The sequence below is a fragment of the Aquabacterium sp. genome (genome assembly GCF_030652515.1).
In the GTDB taxonomy this organism is placed as follows: Bacteria; Pseudomonadota; Gammaproteobacteria; order Burkholderiales; family Burkholderiaceae_C; genus Aquabacterium.
In genome coordinates this window covers 1-20,195 of sequence record NZ_JAUSAR010000217.1, presented here as the reverse complement: position 1 = coordinate 20,195, position 20,195 = coordinate 1, and the positions used below count along the sequence as shown (strand labels likewise).

At 62.5% G+C, this 20,195-nt stretch carries 16 protein-coding genes; 6 read left to right on the top strand and 10 right to left on the bottom strand.

The annotated features are described in order from the left end of the window. Window positions 1-73 precede the first annotated feature (73 nt). The 6 genes from aspS to Q7V20_RS23485 form a co-directional block, all read right to left on the bottom strand. Window positions 74-1,873, bottom strand: coding sequence for an aspartate--tRNA ligase (gene aspS / locus Q7V20_RS23510; RefSeq protein WP_304796531.1), 1,800 nt, complete (start codon window positions 1,871-1,873; stop codon window positions 74-76). Window positions 1,874-1,970: 97 nt separating this feature from the next. Then, window positions 1,971-2,627, bottom strand: a complete 657-nt coding sequence (locus tag Q7V20_RS23505; protein WP_304796529.1) for a DUF502 domain-containing protein — start codon at window positions 2,625-2,627, stop codon at window positions 1,971-1,973. 70 nt (window positions 2,628-2,697) lie between these two features. Next, window positions 2,698-3,030 (bottom strand): FmdB family zinc ribbon protein, encoded by a 333-nt coding sequence (locus Q7V20_RS23500; RefSeq protein WP_304796527.1) that lies wholly within the window; start codon window positions 3,028-3,030, stop codon window positions 2,698-2,700. Between the two features lie 48 nt (window positions 3,031-3,078). Then, a complete protein-coding gene (locus tag Q7V20_RS23495; protein WP_304796525.1) occupies window positions 3,079-4,527 on the bottom strand; it encodes a sodium:solute symporter family protein in 1,449 nt (482 codons plus the stop codon). A 61-nt stretch (window positions 4,528-4,588) separates the two neighbouring features. After that, window positions 4,589-6,139, bottom strand: a complete 1,551-nt coding sequence (gene ubiB / locus Q7V20_RS23490) for a ubiquinone biosynthesis regulatory protein kinase UbiB (RefSeq protein ID WP_304796522.1) — start codon at window positions 6,137-6,139, stop codon at window positions 4,589-4,591. 18 nt (window positions 6,140-6,157) lie between these two features. Next, on the bottom strand, window positions 6,158-6,733 hold the full coding sequence (locus Q7V20_RS23485; RefSeq protein ID WP_304796518.1) for a hypothetical protein: 576 nt from the start codon (window positions 6,731-6,733) through the stop codon (window positions 6,158-6,160). 215 nt (window positions 6,734-6,948) lie between these two features. Between Q7V20_RS23485 and Q7V20_RS23480 the strand changes: the two genes are divergently transcribed. The 4 genes from Q7V20_RS23480 to Q7V20_RS23465 are packed head-to-tail and all read left to right on the top strand — an operon-like array spanning window position 6,949 to window position 12,165. Then, on the top strand, window positions 6,949-8,343 hold the full coding sequence (locus tag Q7V20_RS23480) for an undecaprenyl-phosphate glucose phosphotransferase (RefSeq protein ID WP_304796516.1): 1,395 nt from the start codon (window positions 6,949-6,951) through the stop codon (window positions 8,341-8,343). Window positions 8,344-8,355: 12 nt separating this feature from the next. Then, a complete protein-coding gene (locus Q7V20_RS23475) occupies window positions 8,356-9,639 on the top strand; it encodes a hypothetical protein (RefSeq protein WP_304796513.1) in 1,284 nt (427 codons plus the stop codon). Between the two features lie 10 nt (window positions 9,640-9,649). Then, window positions 9,650-10,681: a UDP-glucose 4-epimerase GalE gene (gene galE, locus Q7V20_RS23470; RefSeq protein ID WP_304796512.1), complete on the top strand. Its 1,032-nt coding sequence runs from the start codon at window positions 9,650-9,652 to the stop codon at window positions 10,679-10,681. Between the two features lie 29 nt (window positions 10,682-10,710). Then, window positions 10,711-12,165 (top strand): mannose-1-phosphate guanylyltransferase/mannose-6-phosphate isomerase, encoded by a 1,455-nt coding sequence (locus tag Q7V20_RS23465; RefSeq protein WP_304796509.1) that lies wholly within the window; start codon window positions 10,711-10,713, stop codon window positions 12,163-12,165. Window positions 12,166-12,177: 12 nt separating this feature from the next. Here the strand turns inward: Q7V20_RS23465 and Q7V20_RS23460 are convergent, their stop codons facing one another. The 3 genes from Q7V20_RS23460 to Q7V20_RS23450 form a co-directional block, all read right to left on the bottom strand. Continuing rightward, window positions 12,178-12,870: an HAD-IA family hydrolase gene (locus tag Q7V20_RS23460; protein ID WP_304796507.1), complete on the bottom strand. Its 693-nt coding sequence runs from the start codon at window positions 12,868-12,870 to the stop codon at window positions 12,178-12,180. Continuing rightward, on the bottom strand, window positions 12,867-13,574 hold the full coding sequence (gene ubiG / locus Q7V20_RS23455) for a bifunctional 2-polyprenyl-6-hydroxyphenol methylase/3-demethylubiquinol 3-O-methyltransferase UbiG (protein WP_304796504.1): 708 nt from the start codon (window positions 13,572-13,574) through the stop codon (window positions 12,867-12,869). The genes Q7V20_RS23460 and ubiG overlap by 4 nt, the downstream gene beginning before the upstream one ends. A gap of 67 nt (window positions 13,575-13,641) precedes the next feature. Continuing rightward, window positions 13,642-15,666: a sigma-54-dependent Fis family transcriptional regulator gene (locus Q7V20_RS23450; protein ID WP_304796501.1), complete on the bottom strand. Its 2,025-nt coding sequence runs from the start codon at window positions 15,664-15,666 to the stop codon at window positions 13,642-13,644. A 253-nt stretch (window positions 15,667-15,919) separates the two neighbouring features. Between Q7V20_RS23450 and Q7V20_RS23445 the strand changes: the two genes are divergently transcribed. Then, complete coding sequence (locus Q7V20_RS23445) at window positions 15,920-17,440, top strand: aldehyde dehydrogenase family protein (protein WP_304796498.1); 1,521 nt, start codon at window positions 15,920-15,922, stop codon at window positions 17,438-17,440. Window positions 17,441-17,503: 63 nt separating this feature from the next. After that, complete coding sequence (locus Q7V20_RS23440) at window positions 17,504-17,866, top strand: ArsC family reductase (RefSeq protein ID WP_304796495.1); 363 nt, start codon at window positions 17,504-17,506, stop codon at window positions 17,864-17,866. A gap of 18 nt (window positions 17,867-17,884) precedes the next feature. Here the strand turns inward: Q7V20_RS23440 and Q7V20_RS23435 are convergent. Next, on the bottom strand, window positions 17,885-20,195 hold a 2,311-nt coding region (locus tag Q7V20_RS23435), incomplete at its 5' end, for an aconitate hydratase (RefSeq protein ID WP_304796492.1).

Here is a 20,195-nt window from a genome sequence, read left to right as displayed (position 1 = left end):
AAAGGGCCACCCACAAGGGCGGCCCGCGCAGTGTACTGAGGATGTCGCCTGGGGGCGATCCCTCTTAGTGAGGTCAGGCCGTGGCCGTGCCAGCCTGCGGGTTGCGCAAGCGGATGTGCAGCTCTTTCAGCTGCTTTTCATCGACCGGGCTCGGCGCGTGCGTCAGCAAGCACTGGGCGCGTTGCGTCTTGGGGAAGGCGATCACGTCGCGGATCGACTCGGCGCCGGTCATCAGCGTGACCAGGCGGTCCAGGCCGAAGGCCAGGCCACCGTGTGGTGGCGCGCCGTACTGCAAGGCGTCCAGCAGGAAGCCGAACTTCAGTTGCGCTTCTTCCGGCCCGATCTTCAAGGCGCTGAACACCTTGCTCTGCACTTCGGCGCGGTGGATGCGGATCGAGCCGCCACCCAGTTCCCAGCCGTTCAAGACCATGTCATAGGCCTTGGCGATGCACTTCTCGGGGTCGGTGTCCATGAGGTTTTCATGGCCATCCTTGGGCGCCGTGAAGGGGTGGTGCACCGCGTTCCAGCGGTCGCCTTCTTCATCGTGCTCGAACATCGGGAAGTCGACCACCCACAGCGGGGCCCACTTGTTCTCGAACAGGCCGGATTTCTTGCCGAAATCGCTGTGGCCAATCTTGACGCGCAGGGCGCCCAGGCCATCGTTGACCACCTTGGCCTTGTCGGCGCCGAAGAAGATCAGATCGCCGTTTTGGGCGCCGGTGCGCTTGAGGATTTCGTTCAGCGCTTCGTCGTGGATGTTCTTGACGATGGGCGACTGAAGGCCGTCACGGCCTTTCTCGACCTCGTTGACCTTGATCCAAGCCAGGCCCTTGGCGCCGTAGATCTTGACGAACTCGGTGTAGGCGTCGATCTCGCCGCGCGACATGCCGCCGCCGCCGGGCACACGCAGTGCGGCCACCCGGCCACCCTTGGTCGTGGCGGGCGTCGAGAACACCTTGAAATCGACCGAGGCCATGATGTCGGTCAGCTCGGTGAACTCCAGTTTGACGCGCAGGTCGGGCTTGTCCGAGCCGTACAGGTGCATCGCATCGGCGTACTTCATGACCGGGTAGTCGCCCAGGTCCACGTCCAGCGCCGTCTTGAAGACGTGGCGGATCATGCCCTCGAACATGTCGCGGATCTCTTGCTCGCCCAGGAAGGACGTCTCGATGTCGATCTGGGTGAATTCAGGTTGGCGGTCAGCGCGCAGGTCTTCGTCGCGGAAGCACTTGGTGATCTGGTAGTAGCGGTCGAAACCCGCCACCATCAGCAACTGCTTGAACAACTGGGGCGACTGGGGGAGGGCGAAGAACTGGCCGTCGTTCACGCGCGAGGGCACGAGGTAGTCGCGCGCGCCTTCGGGCGTGGACTTGGTCAGCATCGGCGTTTCGATGTCGATGAAGCCGTGTTCGTCCAGGAACTTGCGCGCTTCCATGGCCACGCGGTAGCGCAGGCGCAGGTTCTTCTGCATGTAGGGGCGGCGCAGGTCCAGCACGCGGTGCGTCAGGCGCGTGGTCTCGGACAGGTTCTCGTCGTCCAGCGGGAAGGGCGGCGTCACGCTGGGGTTCAGCACTTCCAGCGTGTGGGCCAGGATCTCGATCTTGCCGCTGGTCAGGGCGGTGTTCTCGGTACCAGCAGGGCGGGCGCGCACCAGGCCGGTCAGCTTCAGGCAGAACTCGTTGCGCACGCCTTCGGCCACCTTGAAGGTGTCGACGCGGTCGGGGTCGCAGACGACCTGGACCAGGCCTTCTCGGTCGCGCAGGTCAATGAAGATCACGCCGCCGTGGTCGCGGCGACGGTGGGCCCAGCCCATCAGCGTCACGGTCTGGCCCATCAGCGCTTCGCTGACCAGTCCGCAGTAAGTGGTTCGCATCGTTGTTCTCCGAATATCGTGATCGTCGTGGGGCTGGCGACGCTTTGAAAAAAAGCGTCCGCCCGGAACCCTCGATTGTCCCTCAGGATTGAGGTTCTCAGCCCGTGCGGGCCTGGTTGACGTGGTGAGGGGCAGCCGCGTGAGTCGGCGGGGCCACCACGCCCATGGAAATGATGTACTTCAGGGCTTCGTCCACCGACATCTGCAGTTCGATCACGTCGCTGCGCGGCACGATCAGCATGAAGCCGGAGGTGGGGTTGGGGGTGGTGGGCACGTAGAGGGTGAGGTGGTCATCGCTAAGGTGTGCGGCCACTTCGCCACTGGGCTTGCCCGTGACGAAGCCGATGGTCCATGACCCGGCACGGGGGTATTGCACCAGCACCGCATGGCGAAACGCCTGGCCGCTGCTGGATAACAGCGTATCGGACACCTGCTTGACCGAGGTGTAGATGGATTTGACGATCGGGATGTTGGAAAACACCCGGTTGGATTGGTCAAGGATCCACTGGCCGGCGAAATTGGTGACGGCCAGGCCGGTCAGCAACAGCACCGACACCATCACGATGGCGCTCAGGCCGGGAACGTGCCGCAGGGATTCCAGCCCGGGGCGCAGGCTTTCCGGCAGCACCGTTTGCGCGGCGACGATCAAGCCGGCGAAGACGCCATCCAGCACGCCCAGCACCTGCATCATCACCCAGATGGTGATGGTCAAGGGCAACCACACGAGCAGGCCGGTCAGGATGTATTTCTTCACAAAGGCGTTTCAAGAAGAGGCCGCAAAGGCCGGGGGATCGCAGTGGGTGCGACCAGGGGTGAGCCGTGGTTCAGGCCGTGCCGGCTGGCGAGCTGCCGCCCGATGATGGCGTGGTGCTGGCGGGGGCCGGTGTCGCCGCTGCCGCTGGGGCGGCCGCAGCTGAGTCGGCGCTGGCGGCTGGGCCTTTGTCTTTCGATTCCGGGGCGGCGCCTGTGCTGGCACCACCACGGAAATCGGTCACGTACCAGCCCGAACCCTTCAATTGAAAGCCCGCTGCCGTCAGTTGCTTCTTGAAGCTTTCGGCCCCGCAGGCCGGGCAGGTGGACAGGACGGGATCGGACATTTTTTGCAAAACGTCTTTGGCATGACCGCAAGACTCACAGCGGTAGGCGTAAATCGGCATCTCAAACCCTCGGGTTTTCCAGTAAGACCAGTATTCTACGTGCCCCGTTCATGCTTGGTGGTGCTTTCGGTGGCGGTGGTCCGTGATGAACTGCGGCGTCAATGACCCCATCACCATGCCCACGAACGCCGCGATCAATCCCGCCAACTGGCCGGGAAACGCTTCGCCCCAGGGCGCGTGAAGCAGGAAAGCCCCCCACACCCCAATGCCCAGGGCGATGGACAGCACCGCGCCTTGTGTGGTGGCGCGCGACCAGTACAGGCCCATCGTCAGGGGGATGAACGCCGCCACCAAAGGCACCTGGTAAGCCGATGACACCAGGTCATAGATCGGGGTGCCTTCCATGGCGATGGCGTAGGCCAGCACCAGCGCGGTGAACACGAAAATCGTGATCCGCAGGGCCAGCAGCACCTGCTTGTCGCTCATGCCGGGCTTGATGTTCTTGAGGATGTTTTCCACGAAGCTGGTCGAAGGCGCCAGCAGGGTGGCCGAAGAGGTCGACTTGATGGCCGACACCAGGGCGCCAAAGAAGAAGATCTGCGCCACCAGGGGCATGTGCGTCAGGATCAGGGTAGGCAGCACTTTTTGCGGATCATTGGCCAGCAGGGCCTGCGACTCGGCCGGCATGATGATCATGGACGCGGCCACGATGAACATCGGCACAAAGGCAAACGCCAGATAGCTGAAGCCACCAATCACGGCACCTCGGCTGGCGGTCTTGCTGTCTTTGGCCGACATCACGCGCTGGAAAACGTCTTGTTGCGGGATGGAGCCAAACATCATGGTGATGGCCGCGGCGATGAACGCAATCCAGCCCGTGCTGGTGGGCTCCGGCAGGATCTTGAACCAGTCTTTGGCTTCGGCCAGCGCAAAGACCTTGTCCGCGCCACCGGCTTGCTCGCTGGCCATCACCGCGATCACCGACAGGCCCACGACCAGCACGATCATCTGGATGAAGTCGGTCCAGGCCACGGCCAGCATGCCGCCGATCAGCACATAGACCAGCACCAGGCTGGTGCCGAGGACCATGCCCACCCAAGGTTCGATTTCGCCGCCCGACAGCACTGAAAACACCAGGCCCAGCGCTGTGATCTGCGCGGCCACCCAGCCCAGGTAGCTCAGGATGATGGCGATCGAGCAGAAGATTTCCACGCCTTCGCCAAAACGGGCGCGGTAGAAGTCGCCGATGGTCAGCAGCTTCATCTTGTAGAGTTTGGTGGCGAAGAAGGCGCCCACCAGCACCAGGCACATGGAGGCGCCAAAGGGGTCTTCGATCACCGCGTTCAAGCCCCCTTCCGCGAACTTGGCGGGGATGCCCATCACCGTTTCGGCGCCAAACCAGGTCGCGAAGGTGGTGGTGATCACCATGGCCAAGGGCAGGCTGCGGCCCGCCACGGCAAAGTCGGTCGTGTTCTTGATGCGTGTACCGGCGTAGACCCCGATGCCCATGGTTCCCACCAGGTACAGGATCACAAACCAGAGCAAAGTGGTGTTCATGTCGCCAAAAACCTTTCACGTCGGGCCGAAGGATCGGCGCGCAGTGTAAGGCCTTGCTCGCCTAAATCATGCCGGCCAGGTGCAGCTTCAGCAAGAGTTGCGCCACCAGCAGCCCCATCACGAAGCCCATGCCCACCCACAGGGCGGCCGTCATGGTCCGGTTGGTCTTGCGTTGTTCTTTCAGAATGGCGGCCAGGTCGCGCCGCAATCCAACATCACCTCGCTCCAGGTTCTGGTGCACCAGGCGGGGCAACTCGGGCAGCAGCTTGGCATACCGGGGGGCTTCCTGCTTCAGCCGTTCCAGCAGGCCGCGCCAGCCCACTTGCTCATTCATCCAGCGCTCCAGGAAAGGCTTGGCGGTGCTCCACAGGTCCAGGTCGGGGTCGAGTTGCCGCCCCAAGCCTTCCACATTGAGCAAAGTCTTCTGCAGCAGCACCAGTTGTGGCTGGATCTCCACATTGAAGCGCCGGGAGATTTGAAACAGACGCAACAAGACCAATCCCAGCGAAAGATCCTTCAAAGGCCGGTCGAAGTAAGGCTCGCACACGGTTCGCACCGCGCCTTCCAGCTCGTCAACCCGGGTGTTCGGCGGCACCCAACCACTTTCGATGTGCAGTTCGGCCACGCGTTTGTAGTCGCGGCGGAAGAAGGCGATGAAGTTCTGCGACAGGTACTCTTTGTCGACCTCGGTGAGCGTGCCGATGATGCCGAAATCGAGCGCGATGTAGCGCCCAAAGGTTTCAGGCGCCAGGCTGACCTGGATGTTGCCCGGGTGCATGTCGGCGTGGAAGAAGCCATCGCGGAACACCTGGGTGAAGAAAATGGTGACGCCATCGCGCGCCAGTTTCTTGATGTCGACGCCCGCATCGCGCAGGCGGGCCAGGTGGCTGATCGGCACGCCCTTCATCCGCTCCATCACCATCACGGTGGCGGTGCAGTAGTCCCAGATCATCTCGGGCACCAGGACCAGGTCCAGGTTCTTCATGTTGCGGCGCAGTTGCGCGGCGTTGGCGGCCTCGCGCACCAGGTCCAGCTCATCGTGCAGGTATTTGTCGAACTCGGCCACCACCAATCGCGGCTTGAGTCGACGGCCATCGGCCCACAAAAACTCCACCCAGCCGGCCAGCTTGCGCATCAAGGCCAGGTCATCGTCGATCACGCGCAGCATGCGGGGGCGCAGCACCTTGACGGCCACCTCGCGCCCGTCGTGCAGCACGGCAAAGTGCACTTGTGCGATGGAGGCACTGGCCACTGGTTCGGTGTCGAACTGCTTGAAGATGGCGGCAATGGGCTTGCCCAGCGCTTTTTCCACCAGCTTCATCGATTCTTCGCCCGGGAAGGGGGGGACACGATCCTGCAGCTTGGCAAGTTCGTCGGCCACATCAGGGGGCAGCAGATCGCGGCGCGTGGACAGCATCTGACCGAACTTCACGAACACGGGCCCCAGGTGCTCCAGGGCCTGGCGCAAACGCTCGCCGCGCGGTGCGTGCAGGCGACGGCCCGTCGAGATGATGCGGGACAGCAGGCGCAGACTCGGGCGGCGCAGGCTGTCCAGCGCCAGCGCATCCAGTCCGTACCGCAAAAAGATCAAGCCAATGAACAGGGCGCGCATCAGGGTTCCTGCGGCCTGTCAGCGCTTGGCATCGTGGAAGCCCGGTCGGCGACGGCCCGCATCGGGGCGCCAGCGCAGCATGGCCTCTTTCAAGCTCTCGCCCACGGAGCGCAGCACCTGGCTGGGGGTGTTGCCCAACCAGCGGGCCAGGTCATCCTCGATGTCCCAGCGCAGATTTTTCATCAGCCAGGATGCCGTTTCAGCCAGTGCAGCATCACCGTCGATGCTGACCTCGGGGCGCTCGCCTTGCAGCGCTCGCCGCGCCATGGTCCAGGGGGCGGTCAGGTGGACGGTCAGCGTCAGACCCACCGGAGGGTTGGCTGCGCCATCGGCGGCGGCCACCTCAAACAGGCCGGCCGGGGTGATGGTCAGCCGCACGGGCTGGGGCGCCCAATCGGCGCTGGTGCTGCCCGGTGCCAGCCACGCTGCAAAAGGCGGCACGAACGAGGAAGTCCAGCGGATGTCCACCGTGCGGCCCACGTGCGCCTTGAGCTTGGCCATGGCCACAGGTTCGCTGGCCACCACGTGGTTGAGCAGCAGTGCAAGCCGCGGCAATGCCAGCGGGCCAATCCAGGAGAGGGGGTTAATTGCCATGAACTAATTGTAGGTGTGGGCCGACAGTTGAAACGGACGGCTACCAATTGGGGTGCGCACCGTTCCATTTGTCATGTTTTTTGAGCCACAATCGTTGGCAGACTTTATGCATGGCGCCCGACCCTGGGCCAGCTGTGGTCATGGGCTGTCTACGCCGACCATACGTGGGCAGAGTTCAACGATTTCCGGGGCCTTGGGGTCTGCCCCTGGTGCACATGTTCAATAACCGCAACTACAACCGAACGTTTTTCAACGCACCGCAGTCGGTCACGTCTTTCATCGCAGCATTCCTGGAACCGCTGATCACGGTGGTTTCTCTGCTGGGCACCATGGCGTACTACGACGAGCCAGTCCTGCGTGCATCGATGGCGCTGTGCTTGCTTGTGTTCGCGCTGACCTTCCCGGGGCGCAATCGCTTCAACGATTCCCGCCTTGAAGCCGGCGTGGACATTGCCAGTTCGTGGGTGTCCATGTTGCTGATCCTGTGGCTTTGCGGGTATGCCACCAACAGCCTGATGTTTTTCGACTTCACGGTGATGCTGTCGTGGGCGTTGGTCACGCCGGTGCTGCAATGGATCGCGGTGCTGATTGGCAAAGCCATCCTCAAGCACCGAGCCTCTCAGCCCAATGCCCGTCGGCGCGCCATCGTGGTGGGGGCGGGGCCCCTGGGCGGCAAGGTCGCCCGCGCCCTGCAAAGCAATCTTGACCAAGGCACCGAGTTCGTCGGCTATTTTGACGACCGCACCGACAGTCGTGTGCTGTCCGAGGCCGTCAGCATGCGCCTTGGCGGCCTGCGTGACGTGGCCAATTACGTCTACGCCCACAGCATTCACGAGGTCTACATCACCTTGCCGCTGGGCTCCCAGCCCCGCATTGTGGAATTGCTGGAAGCAGTGCAGGGCACGACGGCATCGCTGTACTTCGTGCCCGACGTGTTCGGGATCAGCATCATCCAGGGCCGTCTGCAAGACATGAATGGCGTGCCGGTGGTGGGCATTTGCGAAACCCCCTTCACCGGGACCAACGAACTGGTCAAGCGGGTGTCCGACATCATCCTGGGCAGCATCATCGTGGTGTTGATCTCGCCCATCTTGCTGGGCTTGGCCATCGGGGTGAAGCTGAGTTCGCCCGGGCCGGCCATCTTCAGGCAAAAGCGCAATGGCCTGGATGGCGAGGAAATCATCGTCTACAAATTCCGGTCCATGCGTTCGCAGGACAACGGCACGGTGGTCAAGCAGGCCACCAAGGGCGATTCCCGCATCACGCCTTTTGGCGCCTTCATCCGCAGAACCTCGCTTGACGAATTGCCGCAGTTCATCAATGTTTTGCAGGGGCGCATGAGCATCGTGGGTCCACGCCCCCATGCCGTGGCGCACAACGAAGAGTACCGCCGCTTGATCAAGGCTTACATGGTGCGCCACAAGGTGCGTCCTGGCATCACGGGTTGGGCGCAGGTGAACGGTTACCGCGGTGAAACCGAAACCATTGACAAGATGCAGGCGCGGGTGGAGTTTGACCTGGAGTATTTGCGGAACTGGTCGTTGGGGCTGGATTTGCAAATCATCATCCGCACCATCCGTCTGATGATCTTTGACCGCAACGCTTACTGAAAGAGGTTGGCCGTGAAACTAAAAATGAATCAATCCACGCTGAGTTCGGTGTCTGCGGCTGCTTTGCTGGCCTTCTGCCACTTGCCAGGCCATGCCGCAGGAGACGATGACACGCCTTTTTCGTTGAAGTTGAGCGAAACGGTGACTTATGACACCAATTACGCGAGAAATACCGAAGATCAGGCCGAAGTTGTTTCAAGCACCGCGGTTACCCTGGGTTTGGATAAAAGTTACGGCCGCCAAAACTACGAGATTTCTGGCCGTTTTGGCATTGACAAGCATAAAAACTTCAAGAATCAGGATAATAATAATTATGACCTGAGTGCGGGGTTCACGTCTGGCATCGCCTCCAATTGGGCTGTGGCGCTCAATGGCTCCACCAGTGAAAGGTTGAACTCGGTTGAAAACAATTCCTTGAGTAATCGCTTGGCAAAGAACATAGCGACCTCGCACAATGTCGGCGCGAATGTGCAATACGGCGTGGCGGGCCGCTGGTCGCTGTTGGGCTCACTGGGCATGGCGCGCAATTCCTACTCGCTGGCATCATATGAATACCAGAACCGGGAGCAAAATTCTGGTGGGCTTCGGTTGGTTTACAACACCAGTGATTTGCTGAGTTTTGGCGTGGGGGTGTCTACGGCCAGCAGTAAATATCCTAATAACATTATCGCGGGCGTGCCTGAAGAAATCAAGCAACGAAGCCTTGACTTTACAACCAATTGGCAGGTGACGGGCTTCAGTCGTTTGGATGCGATTTTGAGCTATGCCAAGAATAAATACAAATCAGACTCGAATGCGGATTTCAAGGGGTTTACTGGGCGCCTGAATTGGGATTACAAACCGACAGGGTTGACGACGTATTCTTTGTCGGCAGCGCGCAGTACTAACAACGATGGCAGTGGTACAGGCTTGCGCAATAACTTGGGTGATTATGAACAGATGATCGGTCGGAATATTGATACCACCATCAACAGCGTCACCACTTCGGTGGACGGCCGGATGCGGTGGGCGCCCACGGCGAAGCTGGGATTCACGGCTGGCTTGGGATGGGACCGGTATGACGTGACCACGTCCCGCACGGTTGCTACGTTTGGTCCGTCTGGCAAGACCTCAAGCGACTACACCGTAGTATCGCTGTCCTCCGACTACAACTTCTCTCGCGCCATCGCCGTGGGCTGCACGATCCAGCAATACAAGCAGTCGGCTGAAAGCAATCCCCAGGTGTCCACCAACACGCAACGCGTGGGCCATGATGGCCGCCAGTTCAGTTGCAACGCCAGTTTCACCATTGACTGAGAGTTGACCCATGCCTTGCATCCTCCTGACCGGCGCCACCGGCTACATCGGCTCCCACACGTGGTTGGCGCTGCAAAGCGCCGGGTTTGACGTGGTCGGGGTCGATAACTTCGTCAACAGCTCGCCCAAAGTGCTGCAACGGCTGGAACACCTTGGAAAGGTCAAGCCTCGGTTTGTCGAGGGTGATGTTCGGGATGCGGCAGTGCTGGACCGGTGTTTTGCCTTGGGCCAATCCGAGTTTGGCGGCATTTCGGCGGTGGTGCATTTCGCGGCATTGAAGGCCGTGGGTGAATCGGTTGAAAAGCCCCTGGATTACTTCGAGAACAACCTGGGCGGCCTGCTGTCTGTGAGCCAGGCCATGAAACGCCATGGTGTGTTCAAGCTGGTGTTCAGTTCGTCGGCCACGGTGTACGGCAAGCCTGACCAGTTGCCAATCACGGAGGATGCCGCTTTGCGGGTGACCAATCCCTATGGTCAGACCAAGCTGATGGGCGAAGAAATCCTGCGCGAGCTGGAGCGTTGCGACAGCAGTTGGCACGTGGCTTACCTGCGCTATTTCAACCCCGTGGGGGCGCATGAGAGTGGCCAGATTGGCGAAGACCCGCGCGGCATTCCCAACAACCTGATGCCTTACGTGGCACAAGTGGCGGCGGGCAAGCGCGAGCACCTCAATGTCTATGGCAATGACTACGACACCCCTGACGGCACCGGCGTGCGCGATTACATCCACGTCTGCGATCTGGCCGATGGGCATGTGGCTGCGCTGCGCTACCTGGCCGAGCAGAACCGCTCCCTGACGGTGAACCTCGGAACGGGCCAGGGCTACAGCGTGCTGGAGTTGGCGCAGGCGTATGGCAAAGCTTCTGGACGCGATATTCCGGTGGTTTTCGCCCCGCGACGCCCCGGTGACATCGATGCCTGCTACGCTGACCCGGCGCATGCACTCAACACCATGGGTTGGAAGGCTCAGCGCGGTCTGGACGACATGTGTGCGGATTCCTGGCGCTGGCAGTTCAACAACCCCCAGGGCTTTGCTGGATAACAGGCCTGAAATTTGCTGAATAAATTCGTATGAAACTCAATTTGCTTCCCGTGATCATGGCCGGTGGCTCGGGCACCCGCCTTTGGCCGCTGTCTCGTGCCTTGTACCCCAAGCAGTTCCTGGTACTGCAAGGCAATCAAAGCCTGTTCCAGCAAGCGCACCTGCGTTTGCAGTCATTGGGTGCTGACGACATCGAGGTCGGCAAGCCCTGCGTGGTGGGCAATGAGGAGCACCGCTTCCTCGTGCTGGACCAGTTGCGTGAACTCAAGGGTGAGCCTTCTTCTTTGCTGTTGGAGCCCGTGGGCCGCAACACCGCCCCTGCGGTGGCGCTGGCCGCTTTGCAGGCCGTGGCGCAGGGGGACGACCCGATCCTGGTGGTGACGCCCGCCGATCAGACCGTGACCGACGAGGCGGCTTACACCAAGGCGCTGCAAACAGCGGTGCGCTGTGCCGCCAAGGGCGACATCGTGATCCTGGGCATCACGCCCGATCGCCCCGAAACCGGTTTCGGCTACATCCGCACCGAGCAAGCGCAGGCCGATGGCGCGCGCGGCGTGGTCGCTTTCGTTGAAAAACCCAATCTGGAGACCGCCAAAGGCTACCTGGCCGAGGGCGGCTACTTCTGGAACAGCGGCATGTTCGTGATGCGCGCCTCACGCTGGTTGGCCGCGCTGGAGCATTTCCGCCCGGACATCCTCCAGGCCACGCGCAAGTCCTTCGATGTGCGCACCACCGATGCCAGTTTTGTGCGTCCTGGCAAGGCCGAGTTTGCGCAAGTGCCGTCCGAGTCGGTCGACTATGCGGTGATGGAGCAGTGCCCTGGCAAGCCAGCCAGTGGTTTCGTGGTGCGCATGGTGCCGCTGGACGCGGGTTGGTCCGACCTGGGTGCCTGGGATGCCGTCTGGCAGGTCAGCCCTCAGGATGCCCAAGGCAATGCGAGCCAGGGCGATGCCCTGCTGCACAACAGCCGCAATACTTTGGTCCATGCCACCAGCCGCCTGGTGGCCACGGTGGGCCTGGACAACATCGTCGTGGTGGAGACACCCGATGCCGTGCTGGTGGCTGACCGCAGTTGCAGCCAGGATGTGAAACAGATCGTCAATGCGCTGGCGGTTCAGGAGCGCAGCGAAGGCACCGTGCACCGTCGTGTGCACCGGCCGTGGGGCTGGTACGACTCGATCGATTTCGGGCCGCGCTTCCAGGTCAAGCGCATCATGGTCAAGCCCAAGGCCAGCCTGAGCTTGCAGATGCACCACCACCGCGCCGAGCACTGGATCGTGGTGAGCGGCACGGCCGAGGTCACCAATGGCGACAAGGTCTTGATGCTGTCCGAGAACCAGTCGACCTACATCCCCCTGGGGACGGTGCACCGCCTGGTCAATCCCGGCACGATCCCTTTGGAGATCATCGAAGTGCAGTCTGGCAGTTACCTGGGTGAGGACGACATCGTCCGCTTCCAGGACAACTACGGCCGGTCGGCTTAAAGGCCCACTCGCTCAGCGGTGATTCAAACCGAGCACGGCCAGCAAATCCAGTGGCCGCTCGGTGATCACGCTGGCACCCCAGTCGCGGATGTCGTGGCTGTGGCCCAGGTAACCCCAGGCTGCGGCCGCACTTGGCATGCCCGCGGCTTGGGCGGCTTGGATGTCGCGAAGGTCATCGCCGACATACAGCGTGGCCGCCGGGTCTGATTCGATCTGTTCGCAGGCGGTCAGCAAGGGCAGGGGGTGAGGCTTGGCGTGGGCCGTGCTGTCGCCGCTGATGGTGGTCAAGCTCCGGTTTTCCAGGCCCAGCCCCTGCATCACCGGGATGGTGAAGCGGTGGGGCTTGTTGGTGACCACGCCCCATTTCAGGCCCGCCTGTTCCAACTGATCCAGCAGCTCAGCCACGCCGTCGAACAACACGGTGGTGTCGCTCAGGCATTGTGTGTAGGCGTCCAGAAAGGCCAGCCGCAGATCGTCGTATTCGGCATGGCCGGGGTGGATGTCCAAGCCGACGCCGATGAGGCCGCGCGCGCCAGCAGAAGCATGCGGACGGAGCAAATCCAAAGGCATGGGTGCCAGGCCGCGCTGGACACGCAAGCGGTTGAGTGCACCCCCCAGGTCGCCCGCCGTGTCGGCCAGGGTACCGTCCAGATCGAACAGTACCGCCTGGGGCGGCGTGGTCCAGTTCAACGTGCCGCTGCTCATGCGCTGGCGGGCTTACGGCAAGCGATCATGTAGTTGACGCTGGTGTCACCCGACAACCAGTAGCGGCGGGTGATGGGGTTGTACTCCAGGCCCTTCATCTGCGTGGTCGACAAATCGGCCTCGCGCGCCCAGCGGGTGAGTTCGGCCGGGCGGATGAAGCGGGCGAACTCGTGTGTGCCCTTGGGCAGCAGCTTGAGCAGGTATTCGGCGCCCACGATGGCGAAGAGGAAGGACTTGGGGTTGCGGTTGAGCGTGGAAAAAAAGATCCAGCCGCCCGGCTTGGCCATCTGCGCGCAAGCCCGCACCACCGACGATGGGTCGGGCACGTGCTCCAGCATTTCCATGCAAGTGACCACGTCGAATTGGCCGGGCTGTTCGGCGGCCAGGTCTTCGGCGGACACGCTGCGGTAGTCCAGGTTGGCCACGCCGCTTTCCATGGCGTGCAACTGGGCGACCTTCAGGGGGCGGTCGGCCAGGTCGATGCCCAGCACATTGGCGCCACGGCGGGCCATTGATTCAGCCAGGATGCCGCCGCCGCAGCCCACATCCACCACGCGTTTGCCGGCGATATTGGCTTGCTGGTCGATCCAGTCCAGCCGCAGAGGGTTGATCTGGTGCAGGGGGCGGAACTCGCTTTCGGGGTCCCACCAGCGGTGGGCCAGGTCGCTGAATTTAGCCAGTTCTTGGGGGTCGGCGTTCGTCATGGGTGAGATGCTAACCAATGCGCTGGCGTTCTCGCGTCTCTTTGATGCATTTCTTGCGTCGCGGCCTTCAAGCTTGGATTTGCTTGAGCTTGCGATACAGGGTGTTGCGGCTGATGCCGAGTTGGCGGGCGGCCAGGGACAGGTTGCCTTCGCTGGCGGCGATGACCTGCCGGATGGTTTGGGCTGACAGTTTGCGCAGATTGGGTTCGGCCAGGGTGAGAGGGCCAGGTACCGGGGGCGTCCCGAGCTCGGCGAGCGAGCCATGTCGGGCCGGGGGCGCTTGGCCAGTCAGGGCCGTGTTCTGGGGGGGGTGTTGCAATTCCTCGACCATGTCATCTGGCAGGTGAGACCAGTCGAGCGCATGGGCGTCGGGATCAAGCAGAGCGCAAGCTGTGCGCAGCAGGCTGTAGAGTTGCCGGATGTTGCCCGGCCAAGGGTGATGTGCCAGGGCCTGCATCAGGCCGGGGTGGATGCGTTCGACCTGGGGACGGCCCATGTCCTGGGTGATCTGGGTGAGCACCTCACTGACCAAGGCTTTGAAATCCTGCCGATCTCGCAGGGACGGCAGGGCGATGCTCAGGCCATTGAGGCGGTAGTAAAGGTCTTCTCGGAAGTGGCCTTCGGCGATGGCCTCTTTGAGTTGTCGGTGGGTGGCGCTGACCAGCACAAAGTCCACGGGCACGGGTTTGCTGCCGCCCAAAGGCACGATCACCTTGTCTTGCAAGACCCGCAGCAGGCGGGCTTGCAGAGGCAGGGGCATGTCGCCGATTTCGTCCAGGAACAAGGTGCCGCCATCGGCTTCGCGGATGCGGCCTGGCGAGCCTTCACGACGGGCCCCGGTGAATGCACCTCCCACATAGCCGAAGAGTTCGGCCTCGATCAGGGCTTCAGGCAGGGCGGCGCAGTTCACGGCCACGAAGGGTTTGTGGCTTCGTGGGCCTTCGGTGTGCAGGTGGCGGGCAAAGACCTCTTTGCCGGTGCCCGACTCCCCTTGGATCAGCACCGAAATGCCTTGGGCCTGCACGCGTCGGGCTCGCTGCAAAGCCTGGTTGACGCGGGGGTCGAGCGCGTGCTCGAGATCAGGGATGGCCTGAGCCGCTGGGCGGCTCGGAATTGTTTGGGCGCTGACCGGTGCGATGGGGCTGGCTGTCTCAGCCCTGTAGCGCAGCGTCACGGTTTCCTGGCGGTGGCTGTCCAGCCGGGCGTGCAACATTCCCACGGCGGGCAATCGCAGCTGCATCACTTTGCTTGGAGGCCACAGCCCCAGGCGGGTGCCGGTGGCCTGTTCAAGGGTGCAGGCCCCGATCAGGGCGTCATCCAGGTCCAGCCATTGCTGGGCTTGGCTGTTCACGCCCACGATCCAGCCGTCAGTGGACAGGGCCACCAAGCCTTCTCCGATGCCGCCCAAGCCTTCGGCCTGCGGGTGCAGGCGCACGATGAGGTCGCGGTGGTGGCGTGCGTGAAAGAGCCGGTCTTCGATCATGCGTGCGGCGGATCGCACCAGGGCAAAGGTGTGCGGGTGTTGTCCTCGGTGGTCGCCGGAGATGTCCAGCACGCCTTTGAGCTGGCCATTGGGGGCCCGCACGGGGGCGGCGGCGCATGTCAGGAAGCTGTTGCGCTCCAGGTAGTGTTCTGCGCCGTGGATCACCACCGCACGGCGTTCGGCCAGGGCGGTGCCAATGGCGTTGGTGCCTCGGTCGGCCTCCAGCCACAGCGCGCCAGGACGCAGCGAGACGCGGTCGGCACGCGAGACAAAGTCCAGGTCGCCCAAGCTGTGCAGCAGCAGACCGCGCACATCGGACAAGACCACCAGGCTGCCCGATCCCCGCACCTGTTCGGCCACGAAGTCCATCACCGGTCGGGCGTGTGCCAGGAAATCGTGTTCGCAGGCCAGCGCAACTTTGAGCTCCTGAACGCCCGACAGCGGGGGCTCGTTGTAGTGGTCGACGGGGCTGAGGCCCGCCCGCTGGCAGCGCAACCATGAGCGCAGCAGGGCGTCGTTGACCAGGCCATGGGGCACTTCGCCCGACTCCGCCAAGCTGCGGCGAGCCTGACTGAGGGCCGAGGCCGATGGGGAGTGAGCCGGTGTCATGGTTTGAGTATGGCGCGCAGCCTCCTGTCACACACGCGGGTCGACCCTGTGTCAGATCGGGACAGTTGGCCTTAATTGGCACGCACGGGTTTTTGCGAGGTGACAGTGGTCGGGTGGCTTCTGCCCAGGGTGGGTGTGGGATGGCCGCAGCGGCTGGCTCCGGGGGAACCCGCATTGGCACGCGCCGTGCGCTCAAGGGGTGGCACGCCATGGCAAGCCCATGGGATTCGATGACCCTGTCAGGAGACTCAAGATGATCTACGCTGCACCCGGCGCCGCTGGCGCTCCCGTGATATTCAAGAAGCAGTACGACAACTTCATCAATGGCCAGTTTGTGGCACCTGTTGAAGGTCAGTATTTCGATGTGATCTCGCCCATCAACGGCGAGGTTTTCACGAAAGCCGCCCGCTCAGGTGCCGCTGACATCGAGCTGGCCCTGGATGCCGCGCATGCGGCCAAAGACAAATGGGGCGCTACCTCGGCAGGCGAGCGCGCCAACATCCTGCTCAAGATCGCCGATCGCATCGAGCAGAACCTGGAAAAGCTGGCTTACGCTGAAACCGTGGACAACGGCAAGGCCATCCGTGAAACGCTGAACGCCGACATCCCGCTCACGGTCGATCACTTCCGCTACTTTGCAGGCTGCTTGCGTGCGCAAGAGGGCTCGCTGTCAGAGATTGACGGCAACACCATCGCCTATCACTTCCATGAGCCCTTGGGCGTGGTCGGTCAGATCATCCCCTGGAACTTTCCCATCCTGATGGCCGCCTGGAAGCTGGCACCCGCCTTGGGCGCAGGCAACTGCGTGGTGCTCAAGCCCGCTGAATCGACCCCCATCAGCATCCTGGTGCTGGCCGAGATGATCGCCGACCTGTTGCCGCCCGGTGTGCTCAACATCGTCAACGGCATGGGGCGCGAGGCGGGCATGCCCCTGGCATCGAGCAAGCGCATCGCCAAGATCGCCTTCACCGGCTCGACCGCCACGGGGCGTGTCATTGCGCAAGCGGCGGCCACCAACCTGATTCCCGCCACGCTGGAGCTGGGGGGCAAGAGCCCCAACATCTTCTTTGAAGACGTGATGGATGCCGATGATGCTTTCCTGGACAAGGCCATCGAAGGCATGGTGCTGTTCGCTTTCAACCAGGGGGAGGTCTGCACCTGCCCCTCGCGTGCGCTGATCCAGGAGTCGATCTACGACAAGTTCATGGCGCGTGTGCTCAAGCGCGTGGCCGCCATCAAGCAAGGCGATCCCCTGGACACCGACTCGATGATGGGCGCACAAGCCTCCAGCATGCAGATGGACAAGATCATGTCCTACATGGCGGTGGGCAAGGAAGAGGGGGCCGAGGTGTTGATCGGTGGCGGCGCGGCTAAGCTTGGTGGCGCCCTGGCGGGCGGCTATTACATCCAGCCAACCTTGTTCAAGGGCCACAACAAGATGCGCATCTTCCAGGAAGAAATCTTTGGCCCCGTGCTGGCGGTGACGACCTTCAAGACCGAAGCTGAAGCTTTGCAAATTGCCAATGACACGCCTTATGGCCTGGGCGCCGGTGTGTGGACCCGCAATGGCAACCGGGCTTACCAGTTTGGCCGCCACATCCAGGCTGGCCGCGTGTGGACCAACTGCTATCACGCCTACCCGGCCCACGCTGCCTTTGGCGGCTACAAGGAATCGGGCATTGGTCGCGAGACCCACAAGGTCATGCTGGACCACTATCAGCAGACGAAGAACCTGCTGGTCAGCTACGACCCCAACAAACTGGGCTTTTTCTGATGGGTGAAGGGACGTTGTGCCACAGTGCGGTTTTGTCTTGCAAGCGCGCTGCGCCTCCCGAACATGAACACCTTGGTTTTTGGCATTCCCAATTGCAACACCGTCAAGAAGGCCCGCACCTGGCTGGATGAGCAGGGCGTGGCCTACGTCTTCCACGATTACAAGAAGCAGGGCGTGCCAGCAGACCGGCTGGATGCCTGGATCAAGGCGGTGGGTTGGGAGGTGCTGGTCAACCGGCAGGGCACCACCTGGCGCAAGCTGGACGACGCGACCAAGGCTGGCGTGGTGGACGCGGCCACGGCCAAGGCCCTGATGTTGGCGCAAGCCAGTGTGATCAAGCGGCCGGTGATCGAGCAGGATGGGAAGGTGAAGTTGGTCGGTTTTGACGAGAAAAAGGCCGCTGCCCTGTTGGATCAGCGGCCTTGAGCCTTTGATTCAGCTCGGTCAGGCCGCCAGCAACTGCCTCAACACGAAAGGCAGGATGCCGCCGTGCTGGTAGTAGTCCACCTCGATCGGCGTGTCGATGCGCAGGGTCACGACGACCTCGTGCATGCTGCCATCCAGTCGGCGGATGATCAGCTTGGCATCGGCCTGCGGCTTGATCTCATCACCCAGTTGCACGTCGATGGTCTCGTCGCCCTTCAGGCCCAGTGTTTCCCAGGTGTCGGTGCCCTTGAACTGCAGGGGCAGCACGCCCATGCCGACCAGGTTGGAGCGGTGGATGCGCTCGAAGCTGCGTGCCACCACGGCCTTGATGCCCAGCAATTGCGTGCCCTTGGCCGCCCAGTCGCGGCTGGAGCCAGTGCCGTACTCTTCGCCTGCCAGGATGATGGTGGGCACTTTGGCAGCCTGGTACTTCATGGCCGCGTCGTAGATGGGCAGCTTGGTGCCTTTGTCTTCGCCCTCCAGTTGGTACAGGGTGTAGCCGCCTTCTTCGCGCGAGCCGTCAAGCTTGGGCGGCAGCATCAGGTTCTTGATGCGCACGTTGGCGAAGGTGCCGCGCATCATCACTTCGTGGTTGCCGCGGCGTGAGCCATAGCTGTTGAAGTCGGCCTTCTGCACGCCGTGGGCCAGCAGGTATTGGCCAGCGGGCGTGGTTTCCTTGAACGAGCCAGCGGGCGAGATGTGGTCGGTGGTGATCGAGTCGCCGAACAGGGCCATGACGCGGGCCCCGGTCACGCCGGGGGCCGAAAAGACGGGTTCCTGCGTGAAGTCCTTGAAGAAGGGCGGCTCGGCGATGTAGGTGCTCTGGGGCCAAGAGTACACATTGCCCTTGACGCCGTTGATCTTGTTCCAGAGCTTGCCCGGGTCGCTGGTGACCTTGTCGTAGTTCTCGCGGTAAGCCTTGCCGTTGAGCGCGTATTTGAGCAGCTTGTAGATCTCGTCGCTGCTGGGCCAGATGTCGCCCAGGTAGATGTCTTTGCCACCTTTGCCCTGGCCCACCGGCTCGGTCATCAAATCCTTGGTGACGTTGCCCGCGATGGCATAAGCCACCACCAGCGGCGGCGAAGCCAGGAAGTTGGCCTTCAGGTTGGGGTGGATGCGGGCCTCGAAATTGCGGTTGCCCGACAGCACGGCGGCGCACACCAGGTCGTTTTTGGTGATGACTTCGTTGATCTCTGGCGTGAGGTCGCCCGCGTTGCCGATGCAGGTGGTGCAGCCGTAGGCGGCCAGGGTGAAGCCCAGCTTTTCAAGGTAGGGCAGCAGGCCCGCTTTCTCCAGGTACTCGGTGACGATGCGTGAGCCGGGCGCCAGCGAGGTCTTGACGTGCGGCTTGACCTTCAATCCGGCCTCGACCGCCTTCTTGGCCAACAAGCCAGCGGCCAGCAACACGCTGGGGTTGGAGGTGTTGGTGCAGGAAGTGATGGCCGCGATCAGCACGTCGCCATTGCCGATGCTGACGACATCGACGTTCTTGACCGGCTTGCCCTGGGCCGATTCCAAGGTTGGTCGGTTGGCCTCCATCTCGGCCACCTGGCGTGGCGCGCCAGCGGGCGTGGGCGTGGCAGGCGGGGCCAGTTCGCTGCCACCCAGGCTGTAGCGGTGGTTCAGCTTGTCGGCGGGCTGGTTGAACCCGTTGTCCGCCGCGCTCTTGCTGTAGAGGTTGATGAACTGGCTTTTCACATTGCCCAGCTCGATCCGGTCTTGCGGGCGCTTGGGGCCGGACAGCGAGGGTGTGACGGTGCCCAGGTCCAGTTGGACGACGCTGGAGTAGTCGATCTCTCCAGCCTGGGGGATGCCGAACAGCTTCTGCGCCTTGAAATACGCCTCGAACGCTTCGATCTCGGCTTTGGTGCGGCCGGTGCCCTTGAAGTAGTCGATGGTTTTCTCATCGACCGGGAAGAAGCCCATGGTGGCGCCGTACTCCGGGGCCATGTTGGCAATGGTGGCCCGGTCGGGCAGGGCCAGGGTGGGGGTGCCCGCGCCGAAGAACTCGACGAACTTGCCCACGACCTTGGCCTTGCGCAGGAGTTCGGTCACGGTCAGCACCAGGGCGGTGGCGGTCACGCCTTCGCGCAGTTGGCCGGTCAGCTCGAAGCCGACGACGTCGGGCGTCAGGAAGTACACGGGCTGGCCCAGCATGCCGGCCTCGGCCTCAATGCCGCCCACGCCCCAACCGACCACGCCAATGCCGTTGATCATGGTGGTGTGGCTGTCGGTGCCGACCAGGGTGTCGGGGTAGGCCACGCCATCCTTGGTTTTGTGAATGCCGCGCGCCAGGTATTCCAGGTTGACCTGGTGGACGATGCCAAAG